At 51.1% G+C, this 16,145-nt stretch carries 13 protein-coding genes; 1 reads left to right on the top strand and 12 read right to left on the bottom strand.

What is annotated here, in order from left to right:
- Positions 1-67: 67 nt before the first annotated feature.
- The 7 genes from HGH92_RS10950 to HGH92_RS10920 form a co-directional block, all read right to left on the bottom strand.
- Positions 68-2,527: a TIM-barrel domain-containing protein gene (locus HGH92_RS10950; protein WP_168870754.1), complete on the bottom strand. Its 2,460-nt coding sequence runs from the start codon at positions 2,525-2,527 to the stop codon at positions 68-70.
- A 141-nt stretch (positions 2,528-2,668) separates the two neighbouring features.
- Positions 2,669-4,219: a RagB/SusD family nutrient uptake outer membrane protein gene (locus HGH92_RS10945; RefSeq protein ID WP_168870753.1), complete on the bottom strand. Its 1,551-nt coding sequence runs from the start codon at positions 4,217-4,219 to the stop codon at positions 2,669-2,671.
- A gap of 24 nt (positions 4,220-4,243) precedes the next feature.
- Positions 4,244-7,198, bottom strand: coding sequence for a SusC/RagA family TonB-linked outer membrane protein (locus HGH92_RS10940; protein WP_247654867.1), 2,955 nt, complete (start codon positions 7,196-7,198; stop codon positions 4,244-4,246).
- 369 nt (positions 7,199-7,567) lie between these two features.
- Positions 7,568-9,169 carry a DUF6377 domain-containing protein gene (locus tag HGH92_RS10935; protein ID WP_168870752.1) on the bottom strand — a complete coding sequence of 534 codons (1,602 nt, stop codon included), beginning with the start codon at positions 9,167-9,169 and terminating at the stop codon, positions 7,568-7,570.
- Between the two features lie 62 nt (positions 9,170-9,231).
- A complete protein-coding gene (locus HGH92_RS10930) occupies positions 9,232-9,681 on the bottom strand; it encodes a copper resistance protein NlpE (protein WP_168870751.1) in 450 nt (149 codons plus the stop codon).
- Between the two features lie 59 nt (positions 9,682-9,740).
- Positions 9,741-10,892 carry an esterase-like activity of phytase family protein gene (locus tag HGH92_RS10925; protein ID WP_168870750.1) on the bottom strand — a complete coding sequence of 384 codons (1,152 nt, stop codon included), beginning with the start codon at positions 10,890-10,892 and terminating at the stop codon, positions 9,741-9,743.
- 101 nt (positions 10,893-10,993) lie between these two features.
- A complete protein-coding gene (locus tag HGH92_RS10920) occupies positions 10,994-11,146 on the bottom strand; it encodes a lmo0937 family membrane protein (protein WP_168870749.1) in 153 nt (50 codons plus the stop codon).
- 256 nt (positions 11,147-11,402) lie between these two features.
- Between HGH92_RS10920 and HGH92_RS10915 the strand changes: the two genes are divergently transcribed.
- Positions 11,403-11,864, top strand: a complete 462-nt coding sequence (locus tag HGH92_RS10915) for a ferritin-like domain-containing protein (protein WP_168870748.1) — start codon at positions 11,403-11,405, stop codon at positions 11,862-11,864.
- A 433-nt stretch (positions 11,865-12,297) separates the two neighbouring features.
- Here HGH92_RS10915 and thiH read toward each other — a convergent pair whose 3' ends face one another.
- The 5 genes from thiH to HGH92_RS10890 are packed head-to-tail and all read right to left on the bottom strand — an operon-like array spanning position 12,298 to position 16,139.
- Complete coding sequence (gene thiH / locus HGH92_RS10910) at positions 12,298-13,404, bottom strand: 2-iminoacetate synthase ThiH (RefSeq protein WP_168870747.1); 1,107 nt, start codon at positions 13,402-13,404, stop codon at positions 12,298-12,300.
- Between the two features lie 14 nt (positions 13,405-13,418).
- Entirely contained in the window at positions 13,419-14,195 is a 777-nt protein-coding gene (locus tag HGH92_RS10905) for a thiazole synthase (protein WP_168870746.1), read from the bottom strand.
- Positions 14,195-14,824: a thiamine phosphate synthase gene (locus HGH92_RS10900; RefSeq protein WP_168870745.1), complete on the bottom strand. Its 630-nt coding sequence runs from the start codon at positions 14,822-14,824 to the stop codon at positions 14,195-14,197. The genes HGH92_RS10905 and HGH92_RS10900 overlap by 1 nt, the downstream gene beginning before the upstream one ends.
- Positions 14,821-15,573 carry a hydroxymethylpyrimidine/phosphomethylpyrimidine kinase gene (locus HGH92_RS10895; protein ID WP_168870744.1) on the bottom strand — a complete coding sequence of 251 codons (753 nt, stop codon included), beginning with the start codon at positions 15,571-15,573 and terminating at the stop codon, positions 14,821-14,823. Before HGH92_RS10895 ends, HGH92_RS10900 begins: the two co-directional genes overlap by 4 nt.
- The gene (locus HGH92_RS10890) at positions 15,546-16,139 is read right to left on the bottom strand and encodes a thiamine phosphate synthase (RefSeq protein WP_168870743.1); all 594 of its coding nucleotides are present in this window, start codon (positions 16,137-16,139) and stop codon (positions 15,546-15,548) included. Before HGH92_RS10890 ends, HGH92_RS10895 begins: the two co-directional genes overlap by 28 nt.
- Between the last annotated feature and the right edge of the window lie 6 nt (positions 16,140-16,145).

The raw sequence follows: 16,145 nt of genomic DNA, 5'->3' as shown, positions 1-16,145 counted from the left end.
CGTGGCTGCTTTGCGCTTTTTGCATTTAAAAAGGCCCCCCGGAAAATCCAGGGGGGCCGTTCTTTTCTCATAAACCCACGTTAAGAAGCTCGTTACTGTTGGCAAAGGTGGCCACTTGTACCGGACAGCTTTCAGCCGGTATAAATGATCCCTGCGGATCAAACCGGGATATGGGTGATAAAAAAGAAAAAGGACCTGCGCTGACAGTTGTCGCGCTACCGTTGACGGTTATACGCTGTTTGCTATCAAACCCGTGCAGGATCAGCTTAATGTGATGAAACTGGCTGCCATAGCTACCCTTTGGCCTTTGCAGCGTCAGTGTTTGCTGCGCCGGATCGTAGGTAATGGCCCTTTCATAGAAATCACCTTTTTCGTACGAGAAGCTTTCGCCGTCATCTTCGTAGTATACGAACGTATTAGGCTGACTGCCTTTATATAGATGAAGGAAAAGCGTATCAGCAGGTTTTTCGCGGGTAGATTGCACCAATGATTGCATGGGCACAATGCTGCTTTCTTTTACATATACCGGTAAGGTTTTGATATTGAGGGGTGTGATGATGTCTTGTCCGCCGGTGGTGACGGCGTCTGTATAGAGATTGTACCATTTCCCTTTAGGGAAATAAATACTGCCAAAATCTTTTGTGCTCTCAAACGGAGCGATCATATACGCGTCGCCAAACTGGTACTGGTTCTGGAACCGGGTATCATACACCTGCGGATCGAAGGTGTTTTGAAGTGCGAGGGTGCGCATAACAGGCATGCCTGTACGACTGGCGGCGTACATAGTGCTATAGAGATAGGGCAACATATGATAGCGAAGGTTTACATAATTGCGGGTGATCTCCAGTGCTTCCTCGCCGAAAGCCCATGGCTCTGCGGACTTGGTGTTGACGCCGGTATGGTTCCTGAAATAGGGAATGAAGGCGCCAATCTGCATCCAGCGGGTGTAGAGGCCAACGGAAGGATTGCCGGTGAAGCCGCCCACGTCCATGCCGGCAAAGGGAAAACCGCTGACACCGAGGCTGTTCAGGAGCCGTACGCCCAGCAGCATATGGTCTTCTTCTGCTCGGTTGTCACCTGTCCAGATGGCGCTGTAGCGCTGACTGCCGGAATAGGCTGCACGGGTGAGCAGGAACGGCCGTTTTTGAAGGGCCTCGCGGGTACCTTCATAACTGGCGCGTACCATTTGCAGGCCGTAAATATTATGCGCCTGCAGATGTGTGGTCGGGTGTCCTTCGTAATCAAAGATCACGTTGTTTGGCATTTTCTGGCCCCATGTGGCAATTTCATTCATATCGTTCCAGATGCCGCTGACACCGTCACGGATATACGATTTTACCTGGCTTTTCCACCAGCTGCGGCCTTTCTCACTGGTGAAGTCCGGGAAATGGCACCAGCCGGGCCATACCTGTCCGGTGTAGTTTTGGCCGTCGTTGTATTTAATGAAGATATTTTCCTTTTTTCCGTTTTCGTAAGCGTGATAACCTTCTTCTACCTTAATGCCGGGATCTACGATAACGGTTACACGAAAACCCATATCTTTTAAGCGGCCGGTGAGCTGTGCCGGATCAGGGAAACGGTCTTTATTCCAGGTGAACAGTTTGTAGGCATCCATATAGTGGATATCGAGGGTGATGCCATCGGCCGGGATTTTCTTTTCCCGTAAAGTTTGAGCGATCCGGTATACTTCCGTGTCAGGATAGTAACTGTAGCGGTTCTGCTGATAGCCGAGGCTCCACAACGGAGGCATGGGCATCCGCCCGGTGAGGCTGGTATAAGACCGGATGATGTCTGCCATCTGCGGATGATAGATGAAATAGTAGTTCATTTCTCCTCCCCTTGCACCGAAGGAAGAGAAACGATTGTTGCTGGCGCCAAAGTTAAAATCGCTCTGATAGCTGTTATCGAAGAAGATGCCGTAGTTCTGCTGGTGGTGAATACCGATATAAAAAGGAATGGTGGCATAGATGGGGTCACGGTTAGCAGCATAGCCAAACACGTCGGAGTTCCAGTTCGTATAGCCTTCCCCTTTACGGTCCAGGTTACCTGTCTTTTCACCAAGCCCGATAAACCGTTCGTTTTCCTGCATTTTTTTGTAGGTCGTCACCTCGTCGCCGATCCAGGAGGTACCGAGGCCGGCTTCATCTTCGCTGATCACATCGCCCGAAGGGCTGAAAAAGCTGACCGCAAAAGGGGCTTTCTGAATCCGCATTTTTAGGGAATCAGTTACAATATTGATTTCACTATTGTTTTGGGTGATTTGTGCTTTTACGGGTAATGGTTTTGCTGTTACGGCGTAAGAAAAGTCCGCTGGCAGCGGGCGCTTGTCCATTCTTACCCGGATAATGGACGGGCTGTATACAGTGACCTCCGCAAAAGCATTGGTCGTTTTTATTTTTACCTGTTGACCGGAAATGCTGACGCTGTTGACATTTCCTGCCGGCACCACCTGTGTTTGAGCGGTAAGCGGGAGGCGCGTCAGCAATAATAACAGCAGCGAAAAAACCGGTAGCGGAATTTTATTCATGGGATGATGATTTGATGAAAAAACCTCCCCCGGACGCCTGATGAGACCAGGCGCAGCAGCGGGTAACAGGTAAAAATAGCCGGAGGATATACCGGGAACAGTGCCGCTCAGGGCACTATTCCCGGTAATGGAAAATATGGTTTAGTAACCTGGGTTTTGTGTCAGGTTTTTGTTGACAGCAAGATCGCTGGTAGGAATCGGGAACAGCAGGTTCCTTGGGTTATCAACAGGTTTCAGTTGCCATGGCTGCAGGAACTTGCCAAAGCGGATCAGGTCCTGTCTTCTCCAGCCTTCCCAGTAAAGTTCGCGTCCTCTTTCGTCCAGCAGGGAGTTCACGTCCAGTGCGCCCAGCGGGCTGGCGCCACGGGCAAGCCGTATTTCGTTTACCAGTGCCAGTGCGCCGGCAGCATTACCGGTACGGAGCAGTGCTTCAGCTTTCATGAGCAGCACGTCTGCATAGCGGAAGAAAACATAGTCGTTGCTGGCTTCGTTGTTGTCCTTAGAGTTCTGGGAGGTAAAGAAGTCCGGGATATATTTAATAACGCGGATACCGGTTACTTCCAGATTGGCGCCGGACTCTTTAAGCTGCACATCACGGGTGAAGGCCAGCGGATTGCCTTTACGGTCTTTCAGCGGGTTATGGTTTACATCGTATTGCTGGCCGATGAGGAAACCGGCGAGCATGCCGCAGGTGTCGGTAAGGCCGGTATAGGCGCCGCCTCTCCTTCTGTCTGTTGCTTCAAACTTGTCATAAAAATCGGAGAGCGTGGTAAAGCCGTTCCAGCCGCTGGGCGTCATGTTGTAGTGAACGGTGAATTTCCAGCGGGCATAGGTAGCGTTACCCTGACGTACGGTGCTGAAGCCGGGGCCATTTTGCTGTGTGAAGATATTTTCAGTGGACTTCACATCGTTGTCGCGGGCGAAGTTATCGAAGTAGTCGGACGCCAGTTTGTAGGCGCCGGTGGCTTTGATCTGATCGGCGAGCGTGATCACCTGTTGCATATCGGCAGCATCAAAGGTCGGTGCGGCCCTGTTGATAAATGCGCCTTTATTAAGGTAACATTTCATCAGCAAGGCACGGGCGGCATCCTGGTTGGCCACATAGGCGGCTGTTGCAGGACGTGCGCCCAGATCAGGAAGGATGGCGTTCAGCTCGGAGATGATATAATCCAGCGCTTCCTGTGTTTTCAGCACTTTAGGCGCGTTCAGCAAGGTGTCTGTAGGATTCCTGAAAGGCACCTGTCCCCAGAGGTCCACTACGGTGAACATGGAGAGGGCGCGGAGGAAGCGGGCCTGTGCGGCCTGGTTCTTACTGGGTTTGAAATTGAGCACGTTACTGGCGCTGAACTGAAGTGTCAGCAGATTGGTAAAGGCACGTTGTATGTGCGCGTGGTCTGCGTTCCAGGTATGTTCATGGAGGGAGCGCCATACACCGTTGTCATCCCAGTCGCCGCCACGGGTGGGGCCTAAGGTTTCGTCTGTTGACATCTGCGAGAGTCCCCAGCTGTTATCGAATTCCTGGTATGGCAGCTGCATGTTGTCATAAGCGCCTTTTAACAGGGCCGGTACTTTGATCACAGAGTCGGCATCTTTCCGGGTAATGGTGGAGCCGAGCTGTTCATTGAGCCCGCAGGCCTGAAAGCCTACGACAGAGGCGATTACGATAGCGGATCGGAAAATATGTTTAGTCATGATAGCAGTTTTTAGGTGAATGGTTTACAAGGAAAACAGGATGCCGAGCATGACCGTTCTGGCTGTTGGGTACGGACCGTACTCGATGCCGAAGGAGGTCACCCCATTCACGTTTTTATCGGTATTCACCTCAGGATCGAAGCCGCTGTATTTGGTGATCACGAAGAGGTTTTGGCCGGTGGCATACACCGCTGCGTTTTTCAGGACGCGGCCTACGTTGCCAATGTTATAGGTAAGCGTCACGTTGTCCAGTTTGAAGAAGTTGCCTTTTTCGAGGTAACGGGAAGACACGGTGATAGGATTGGAAAGTGCTTCGCCGTTGCCCAGTATTGACTTGGCAATGTTGCGGGAGCCAAGGTTGCCGATTGGCAGTACAGTGTTAGCGGTATTGTTGTATACCTCGTGGCCGAACGCGCCGTGGCCGCTGGCTGCCAGTACCCACTTTTTGAATACCACTTCGGTGTTGACACCGAGCAGCACTTTCGGGTTGGGATTGGTGAGGTAATACAGGGTATTGCCATTGTCGGTATATACTGCCTGACCTTTATCATCGAAGCCTTCGAACTTGCGTACGTAGAAGGTGTTCAGCGGATAGCCGTTGGCCAGCCGTTGTGCGGTGGCACCGGAAACGCCCTGGCCGCTGATGGCGCCGGTGAGCACCGGAGGACCGTCATAGTTTTTCAGTTCGTTATGCAGGAAGGTGCCGTTTACACCTAATGTCCATCTCAGGTCTTTTTTCCGGAGAATGTCTCCTTTGAGGGATACTTCCACCCCGTTGTTGATCACATTGCCTGGCAGGTTGATCCAGTAGGTGGAGGCAGGTGCCGGCTGGATGGCGGGGAAGCTGAACAGCAGGTTGCTGGTGTTTTTATAGAAGTAATCCACACTACCATAGATGCGGTTGTCCACGATACTGAAGTCCACACCGGCGTTGAACTGTTTGGAGCTTTCCCATTTCAGGTTGGGATTGGCAACGTTGGTGAGAGCGGCGGAACCGGAGGCGCCCAGGCCATATTGTTCCTGTGCCGCGCCGGCAGGGAATTCCTGGTTGCCCGTAGAACCATAACCTACTCTCAGCGCGAGGTTGTTGATGGTTTTATTGCCTTTCAGGAAGTCTTCTCCGGTAATGTTCCATTTGGCGGCGAAAGATGGGAAATAGCCGTATTTGTTGTTGGAACCAAATTTACTGGAGCCGTCGGCCCTCAGGGTACCGGTGAGGATATATTTGTCATAGAGATTGAAGGTCGCTCTTCCAAAGAAGGACTGCAGCTCTGAGCTGGGGTTCCGGAAGGAGCTGATATTTGTATTGGCCTGGGTAGGAGCCTGAAGGATATCAGTATACTTCACAGCGTAGGTAGGAAACCCGGTAGCGCCAAGGCCCATGCCGGCATAGTCAAACTTCTGGTATTCATGGCCCACTACGGCGTTTAAGTTGAAGGCAGAAGTAATCTGTTTGTTGAAGCTCAGGGTGTTGGTCAGCAATTGGGTGGTCAGCTCTGCATTGCCATAGTAGGCCTGCCCCTGTTTCATGATACCTGGGATATTAATGAAGGATGCTACCTGTGTTTCCCTTTTGCCCACCTGATGGTTAATGCTGTACAGGGCACGATATTCCCAGTTGTCATTGAATTTATAGTAGGGAGAAATGCTGGCCAGCACGTAGCTGATGTTTACCTTGTCGTCATATGCTTCAGACATGGCTTCCGGATTCACGGCGCTGCCCTCACCCAGGATGTTAAATGATCCGTCGGCATTCCGGATAGGCATGGTCGGGTTCCACTGGAGGGCCATGCTGATAAGGCTACCGGTGAAACCGGCGTCGTTGGTGATGGGGGCCAGCTGTTCAGTGGTTTGGGCGGCCATGATATTATAATCGATACCCAGTTTTTTGCTGTCGAGGAACTTATTCTGACCGTTGAGGGTAGCGGTATATTTTTTCAGGCCCGACTTTTTGACGATACCTTCCTGGTCCTGTACACCGAAGGAAGCACGGTAACGACTGGTTTCATTGCCGCCGCTCATCGCCACATTGATATTATGGGTGATACCAGTGCGGAGGATGGATTTCATCCCGTTGGAGCTGCCACCGTAATCGCCGCCGGACAGGTTGTAGGTTTTAAGGGCGGCGCGGTATTCGTCGGCGTCCAGTACGTCCAGTTGTTTCATGATGTTGCTGGCGCCCACGGAATAGCCTACATCGAGGCGGGTAGCACCAGGCGTGCCTTTCTTGGTGGTGATGATGATAACGCCGTTGGCGCCGCGGGAGCCATAGATGGCTGTGGCGGAAGCGTCTTTCAGCACGTCCATGGAAGCGATATCGCTGGAATTGATGAAGTTGAGCGGGTTGGCGTCTGGCGTCTGGCCAAGACCGCTGACATTAATGGCGGGCCGGGCTACACGTCCGTCGAGCGGCACACCGTCTATTACATACAGGGGTTGGTTGCCGGACCTTACGGAAGACACGCCCCTGATGCGTACAGTGGCGGAAGCGCCGGGAGCGCCGCTGTTGTTGAGTACCATCAGGCCGGATACCTTGCCCTGGATCAACTGATCAGGGGCGCTGGTGATACCACGGTTAAAGTCCGCGGCTTTTACCTGGGAGATGGCGCCGGTAATATCTTTTTTGCGGGTGGTGCCGTAACCAACTACCACTACGTCGGTCAGGGTAGTGTTTTCAGCCACCAGTTTTACATCTACATGAGTTTTGTTGGCGATGCTGACTTCCTGTGCGGTTTGTCCGATAAAGGAAATAATCAGGGTATTGGCGTTGGCGCCAACAGATACCTTAAAGTTACCATCAGGATCGGTGGTGGTCCCGCTTTTAGTGCCTTTGATTTGCACGGATGCACCTGGAATAGGGGCGCCTTTGTCATCTGTAACTTTACCTGTCACGGTCCTGTTCTGGGCCATGAGCAGACCCTGTAAGAACATGAAACATGTGCACAGGAAAAGATGCCTGAAAAGTCGTGTTTTCATCATAATGTGGATTTTTGAGCAGTGAATGAACTGTTCTGTTTACCGTGGATTTAAAAACTTAGATTCAATTTGGTTGCTGAATGTAGAGCAGGCTCGACATGCGGAACAACGTGGATTTATAAATTAACTGGTTTACGTGGGCGGCAATGATGCCTTGGTTTATTGGCTTTTTTAAATTCAGATTATTGGTTTATGCTTCCTTTTTGTCAAAGTAAGAAAGCAATGCTCAGGTGAACAACTTATACAGGATAAATATAGAAAATAAAAGGCTATTTTGAACAGGTTGTGATCGTATCTTTTTGATAAACAATAAAATACAAACAAATATATTTTTTACATATATTGATGGTATTCGCCATTTTTACCCCCTTTTTAAAGGGCTTTAATGGCCATGATCCGGTTTTCAAATTCTTCATTGGGCACCAATGAACGTTTTTTGATTTTGGTCTTATAGGCGTAAATGGTGTTGACGGAATACTCCAGTATCCGGGCAATTTTTTCATTATCAGTGATGCCTATACGAATAAGGGCAAAAATCCGGATGTCTGTATTGAGTAATTCATTTTCCCGAAGGACTACCTGGTTGACCGGTTCAAACAGGTTATTAAATTCTTCCACGAAATGAGGGAATATCTTTAGAAACACCCGGTCGAAAGTGGTGAAAAGATCTTCCCGTTCCTGCCGGACATTGATATTATTTATAAGATATTTTAACTCGCTCGGCTTGTTTTCGGTTAATTTTTGTTCAAGCGTCTGTTTTAATTTTTCAATCTTGCTGATATAGGACGCGTAGATATTAAAACAATAGCCGACGTATTCTTCCTTTATCTTATTGGCTTCCAGTAATTGATTGTTGATTTCCTGTTGTTTAAGATGTGCTGCGGTGATGATCTCCTGGGCGACTTTCAGTTTGCGCACCTGCCTCGTGACTGTGATAGCGAGTATCACCACCGCAATCAGCAGCAATGTCACAATGGATGCATAGATGAGCAGCGATCTGGTTCTTTCTTCGGCTGTATTGACCCTTTCCTGTTCAATGATGGGTAAAATACTACTAACCTGCACTTTTCGTTGTCTGGCGCCATAGAATGCTGCCTCGGCGACAGCTTTTTCAATGAAGTGCGAGGCGTTTTTGATATCGCCTTTTTCAAAAAGCAGGGTGGCCAGGGTATACATGGCCATGGTTTCCTTGGTGGAGGATTTAATATCTGCGATGGCAGAACGGTACATCAGCTCAATAGCGGTATCAGTCTCATGGGCGTGCAGGTATATATACCCCAGCGTACAGGCGGCAACGGCCAGCTGCCGGTAGTTGAGCCCAGGCTGGTTAAGATCAGGGTAACTGTTACGGGCAGCGGCGAGATTGCCCATCTTGTAATATTGCAGCCCTCTGTTATACTGATATTCGAAAGAAGATGGAGGCAACAGGTGAAGGGCTGAGTCCATATATATACTGCCCTGGTGAATATAGGAAGGGGAATAATACCGGTCCTGGTTATAGTCTGCCAGATCATAATAGAACCGGCTTTTCATCAGATAATACTGGCTGCGGATACTGTCGGGCATGCCGGTCACATCAAGGCTGTTGAGAAAGGCGGATGTCTCTGTGAACATGCCGGAAGACAACAGGATAAAACCAATTCTGGTGCGGGCATAGGTGAGGCGCTGCTGGTCCTGCATTTCCCCCGCCACCTTTTCCATAAGGCGGGCATATACAAAGGCAGAGTCAAAATTGAAAACTTTGTACTGCTCGTATAATAGCTGGTATATATGGTAACGGACGCCCGGGTCGGTGCCGGCATTGGCAAGGGTACGTTTGATACTGTCGATGCCTTTCATTTTCAGGGCGTCGTACACAGCTGCATTTTCAATGCTGCGGTTTAACTCCTTCAGCAAACTGTCCTGTGGAGATTTTCCAAACACATACATCTGCAACGTCAACAAAGCCATCAGGCAGCCTAAAATACGCGTCATAATTTTGGAATGATAAAGTCACTGGTCGGAGCTAAATTTAAGCGACTTTTTTGATATATCAGTTATTCACTGACGCGTTTGAGGCTATAGGTCATAGCACCTGGGACAGCCTGTTTGTCCTTGTCCAACTGACGGAGCACATCCCCTGCCCTGCGGAAATAACGTTGAAGGTTCTGGTCTTTGTCCGGGTTAAGCTGTATGATCTCAGCATCTTTGTCTTCTGCGTCGCCATGCAGCACCTTATAGTTGCCCTCACTGTGAAAAGTCTGATCTTTCCCGGCTACTCCCTGGTAGGTTTCCTTGAGTTTGAAGCCCAGCTCCCCGTCGGGGGCGTTCTCCTCGAGGCTAAGGGTGGTAAGGATGCCGCTGCAGTCGGCACAGGGAAGGGTGCCGGTATAGGTGACCCAGACAGGGGAAACGGCACTGCTGTCAGGATGGCCGGCCTGCTGGCCGGAGCGGGTATGCTGACAGGCAAATAGGGCCATGGCAGATAATAACAGGAGGTATTTCATAACGATGAATGATTTTTCCGTATAACAACCAGGGCCGGTATTTAGTTAATGCCCACAGGTCAGGGAATCAGCTCAAAGACAAAAAACTGGCTTTCTTCTGCGGCGGAGAAGTTGTTATCTGCCGCAAACACCAGGCTTTTATGACCATTGGGCAATACAGGTCCGAAAGTTACGCCTTCAATGTTATCTATATATTTCCCAAGGGAAGCGAAATCAAAAAGTAAGGATTTGGTAACGGTCTTCACACCATTGGCAGTTTTCAGTGAGTTGATATCACTGATGTCCGTGGCGCCGTGAAGGTCCACCAGGAACACTTTGATGGTGCAGTCTTTCACGCCGGAAGAAAAAGAGCGTTCTATGGACAACAACTGATGATCAGACAACACCAGGATATCGGAGATGCCGTTTACCTTAAATGCATTGGCGGGAATGGCCGGATATGCAACGGGTTCTAAGCGGTAGGCATATTGCGCCACCGGTTGCAGGGTTTTGTTGTCATATTTGATCAGTCGTGTAAGCGCTGTGGTGTCTCCTACGTCTGCACGGGGACCGTCTTCATAGCGGGGTTCTTCCAGGCTGACGAACGTGTGGCGGTAGTCCGGTGTAAAGCCGAGGCCTTCAAAGGCGCCATTACGCCGGGGGCCGTTGTCTGTGGCCTGCATACGGAACTGCGATGGCAGTGCGAAAGAATCCAGGTAGTGACCGTCTATAGATATTTCATATACGCCGGGGTTGGTGAGGATGGTGTCTTTGGTGTTCACAATCCGTTCTCCTTCGCTGCTCCATACCAGGCACCCCTTTTGGGCGTTGTAGCGCAACGCTTCGGGATCGGGCGTCAGCGCCGGATTGACTTTTACACCGGGATAAGGTTGCCCGTTCTGTTGCAGCAGCGTCGTCATGCCAGTAAAGCGAACGCTGTCAAACGACTGGGCGGAAAAGTAAAGTTTGGCCGTATAAAAGCGGGCTGGTGCCAGTTCGGAACGGTCATCACAGATCATATAATACTGCTGCCGTGAAGCGTCGTAATCTATGCCGGAGAGCCCGCCGGTAACGGTGCCCATAAAAGGCATGTTATGCGGTATGGTCTGCTCCCCGATGAGCCGGAGCCTGCCGAAGCCGGCGGCAACAGATTTGGTAGCAGGACGGGTACTGGCGCAACTGGCGCCTAAAGCCACGGCAACAATGGCCAGCAAAAACCGGGATACTTTCATGGCGGCAATTTAAGACAAATACGAATTACGGATTACGAATTACAAAATCGGGCTTTTGAAAAGTCATCCTTTGTTATTCGTAATCCGTCATTCGTAAGGTCTTATACCGCTCTGCCGCGAATAATGTTAATTAAGATGGCAATGATAGCTAGTACCAGTAGTGCGTGGATCAGGGCACCGGCAGAATATACAAAGAACCCCAGAACCCACCCGATAACGAGAATGACGGCAATCAGATACAACAGGTTACTCATGTTTTAAGGATTTGGTCCGCCTATTCTGCTAAAAAATATATGCCAACGCTGATAAAGCGCTTATATACAATATATAGGGGGGAGAATAAATGCTGTACAGGTGTGGAATCGCTTCCCCCATACGGAGAAAAAAAAGGACGGGTGAAGGAAAGCCTGATGACTGAAGTATCTGGTAATAAAGGCTGTGCAAAATGGTCGCATTTTTGGGTTGTTGCAGGCAGAGACTATCTTTTTAATCCTAAAAATTTACCGGAACATGCAACAACAAGAAACAATCGCCGAAGTAATCAGCGACCTCGTCAAGATCAATAACGACAGGATGGAAGGGTATCAACAGTCGATGGATGCTACTGATGATGTGGATTTGAAAGCGCTTTTTCAGCGTATGATCGATGACAGCCGCCGGTATGCCTCCCAGCTGTATGATGAATTGGTGGCGCTGGGTGAGCAGAGGCGCTTCGGCACTACAGCTGCCGGCAAGCTATACCGTACGTGGATGGAGATAAAGACCGCTTTTACCGGCCATGACCGGCATGCTATTCTTTCTTTTTGTGAATATGGAGAAGATGCGGCACAACGTGCCTATAGTGCGGCGCTCCGGTCAGATACGCCCATGTCCTATCGTCTCAGGGAACTGATAGCCGATCAACAGAAGTCATTACGGAATGATCACGATATCATCAAGACTTACAGAGATGTACAACGGATCGTGTATTAACGTGCGAAAGGATTTTTTTGTGCAGCAAATTGATGATTGTTCATTTTGTTCAAACTGAAGCTAAATACGGTTGTTCAGGAATAGCATTTTATTTTTGGATAGCGGTATTCCAATCATACTTATTTTTATAAGTAATATGGCAACTACGGGATTTTTCGGTACAAGGCTGCTTCATCAAGGAAGCAGCCTTTTTTTATGCCTGTAACCGAACCTGGTTTCCCGCACAACGATGCCGCTGACAGCCCGGAAACCGGGAATTTTGTTCACCGTTCATAAAATCTGTTCATTTTGTTCATTTTTAATGCACACTACTTTTATATCTGCGCTCATCTTATCTTTAAAGAGATTGAGAGAAGTTATTACCCCTTGTAATATTGCTTTTAACCAGCTATGAAAAACAACAAAGGTGGCCCGGTGGCCACCTTCTTTTATGTTAGCCCAATACCTGGTCCCAGTCTTTCCATACCGGTTCATAACCGCTGTTTTTCAACATGGCGGCGATGGCGGCTGCGCTTCGTTCGTCGGATATTTCAAACTGTTCAAGCGATTGCCGGTCGGCGGCGTAGCCTCCGGGATTGGTGCGTGATCCGGCGCTCATACTGGTAATGCCGAGCCGGATAATGTGGTCCCTGAAAGATTCCCGTTCCCGGGTGGAAATACTCAGTTCCACTTCCTGATTAAAAAGGCGGTAAGCGCAGATGAGTTGTACCAGCTCCCGGTCATTCATTTCCACTTTAGGTTCCAGTCCGCCGGAGAAGGGACGCAGGCGTGGAAAAGAAATGCTGTACCGCGTTTGCCAGTATTTTTTTTCGAGATACTGAAGATGCAGTGCTGTAAAAAAGCTGTCGGTACGCCAGTCTTCAAGACCTATCAACACCCCCAGCCCCATTTTATGAATGCCGGCGCGGCCCAGTCTGTCGGGCGTTTCCAGCCGGTATTGAAACGATGATTTGCGTCCTTTGGGATGATGCTTTTTATAGTCCTCCTGATGGTAGGTTTCCTGATATACCAGCACGGCATGTAGCCCCAACGGTATCAGGGCGGCGTAATCCGCCTCGTCCATCGGTTGCACTTCCATGGAGATATGGGCAAAATGGGGACGTAACAGTTGCAGTGTTTTTTTGAAGTAGTCGAGGCCTACTATCTGATGTGCTTCGCCGGTTACCAGCAGCACATGGTCATATCCCATCTCTTTGATGACGGCCGTTTCCTGTAGTATCTCCGCTGGGCTGAGGGTTTTGCGCCGGATCTTATTGTCCAGGCTAAAGCCGCAGTAGGTGCAGATATTCTGGCATTCATTGGAGAGATACATGGGGATATATAACTGCATGGTATTGCCAAAGCGCTGCAGGGTGCGCTGATGGCTCATTTCAGCCATTGGTTGCAGGTAGGCGGCTGCCGCAGGTGAAATGAGGGCGGCAAAATCATCGAGGGTGCGGCGCTGGTTATGCAGGGCCTGCTCCACATCTGCGGCTGTTTTGTCGTAGATGCCTGCCTTTACCTCGTCCCATTGATATTGCTCAAAAATGTCTTTAAACATGATCGCAGTTTTGATTAAGCTTCGTCGAGAAAAGCCACCAGCGGGCTGGAGGCGATGGCGTGGGTACTGGTGGGCGCCAGGCCGGCTTCATAGGCCATGCGGCCGGCTTCCACGCCCGCTCTGAAGGCCGCGGCCATTTTTACCGGGTCTTTGGCCACTGCCAGTGCAGTGTTGACAAGAACGGCGTCTGCGCCCATTTCCATGGCCATGGCGGCATGAGAGGGCGTGCCGATGCCGGCGTCTACCACTACGGGCACATTGCTTTGTGCGATGATGATTTCAAGGAAGTCGGCGGTACGGAGCCCCTTGTTGCTGCCAATAGGTGAGCCAAGCGGCATAACAGCTGCGGTACCTGCGTCTTCGAGCCTTTTGCACAGCACCGGGTCTGCGTGTACATAGGGCAATACCACGAAGCCCAGTTTTACCAGCTCCGTGGCGGCCAGCAGGGTTTCTACCGGGTCGGGCATCAGGTAACGGGGATCAGGATGTATTTCCAGTTTTATCCAGTTGGTTTCGAGTGCTTCCCGCGCCAGCTGAGCGGCATAAACGGCTTCTTTGGCGGTACGTACGCCGGAGGTATTGGGCAGCAGCTGTATATGCGGATGATGCAGATGCCGCAACAGGTCATCTGCCTGCTGTTGCAGGTCCACCCGCTTCAGGGCGACGGTCACCAGCTCGCTGCCGGAGGCCAGCAGGGCTTCTTCCATCAGCGGGGCGGAGGCAAACTTGCCGGTGCCGGTAAACAGGCGGGAGGTAAATGTCCGGCCTGCGATGGTGAGTGGTTGTGTCATCACTGTTTGTTTAAAAGGTCATAAATATGTTGTACCAGCAACCGTTGCCCGGTTGCCTGTGTAATCAGCCCGCTCACGGCTATGCCATGGATGCCGGTCTGTATAATGGCGGGAATGTCTGATTCCATAATTCCGCCAATGGCCACTACCGGCGTATTGATCTGCTGCTCGCGCAAGGCGGCCATGATCGCCTGATAACCTTCAATGCCCAGGATGGGGCTGAGGTTTTGTTTGGTGGTGGTGAAACGGAAAGGCCCAAGGCCTACATAACTGGCGCCGTTCTTAACGTGTGTGAGCACATCGGAGAGTGTATTGGCGGTGCCACCGACTATTTTATCGGTGCCTACGATAGCCCTCGCAGCGGCCACCGTCATGTCCTGGAGGCCAACGTGCACACCGGCGGCGTCAACGGCAACGGCTATATGCGGATAATCGTTGATGATCAGCGACACGTTGTACCGGTCGCAGAGGGCTTTGGCGGCAGTAGCTACCGGCAGCACGTTTTCGTGCGTTTCGTTTTTAATGCGCAGTTGTACCAGCTGACAGCCGGCGTCGCACGCCGCCCGGATGTTATCGAGGTGGCTGCGCCGGTCTGTTTGCTGGGAGATATAATGCAGTTTGTTGATCATATGTGATGATATCCGGTTAATGAAGGATGACTGGACAATAAATTTTCCGTATAGGCTTTGGCGTTAGCACATGCGTCGGAAAGTGAATGGCCAAGTGCCAGATTGGCCGTGATGGCGGCAGACAACACGCAGCCTGATCCGTGTTTGGGATATACCCGCTGGGTGCCGGCGGAAAACCGCTGTTCTTCGTTGCCGGTGTACAGCGTATCCTCTCCGGGCCTTGCCTGATGATGGCCCCCTTTGAGCAGTACCGCACAGTGGGCAGATAGCTGTTTCGCTGCCGCGTCGCCATCGTCGAGGCCCGCCAGCAGCATGGCTTCGTGATAGTTGGGCGTGATCAGGTACAGCTCTGGCAGCAGCTCCTGCCATGCCTGCCTCGGGATGCTGCTGTGAAAAGCATGTCCGGCAGAGGCTTTCAGCACCGGGTCAACGATAATGCGGATACCGGGCGACAGCAACCTGATGGCACGTACCAGTTCCAGCAGGGACTGTACATCTGTCATGATGCCGATCTTGCAGTAGGCCACCGTTTCGGTGGCCAGCAGCGGCTTTGCCTGCGCCAGGATACGTGGCAGTGATAGCCAGTCCACGGAAATGAAGTCGCTGGCGGTTTGTATGGTAAGTGCCGTGCATACGCCGAGGCCATACACGCGGTGCTGCTCAAAAGTCTTGATGTCTGCCAGCAGACCGGCTCCCCCGCTGGGGTCGAGGCCTGCAAAGCTCATGACGACTGGTCGTTGCTGTTCCATCGTTGTTGTATGCGCTGATAAATGGTGACTGCTTTGCCGGGTTGTTGCCAGATGGCGCCTAATACGGCGGCGCCATCGAAATGCCAGGCTTTCAGCTGATGAATGTTGGAGGCGTCCACCCCTCCCAGTGCGAGTACCTGTCTGCCCTGCTTGTCTGGAAGAGGCTGCGCAAAGCGGCCATGGTGACCGGTTTTGGAGATACTGTCGAAAACAGGGCTGAGCAGCAGTACGGAAAAGTGCGGCGGCATCGTGGCAATAGCCGTGGTATCATGTATGCCGGTGCTGCACAGCGGGAACCGTGAGAGCGCGGGGGCATCGGTACTGTAGCGGGCTTTCTCGCTGAGATGCAGCCCTCCTGCCGCGAACCGGCTGCTGATGTCAGGCTGATCGCGGACAATGATACGCGGATGCCATTCCGGCGCTGTTTTCTCCAGGAAGGCCAGATAGTCGGCCGTTTGCCAGGAGGGTTTGCGCAGCAGAATGTAGCTGGCGCCTGCCTGTAACAGATCGGCGACGATCTTTTCTTCTTCGTATATACGTTCTGGTGAGGTGACGACCCAAATCATCGGCAG

Source organism: Chitinophaga varians, assembly GCF_012641275.1.
GTDB classification, from domain to species: Bacteria; Bacteroidota; Bacteroidia; order Chitinophagales; family Chitinophagaceae; genus Chitinophaga; species Chitinophaga varians_A.
Note: the sequence above shows the minus strand (reverse complement) of the source record. Positions and strands in the feature narration are given on the sequence as shown.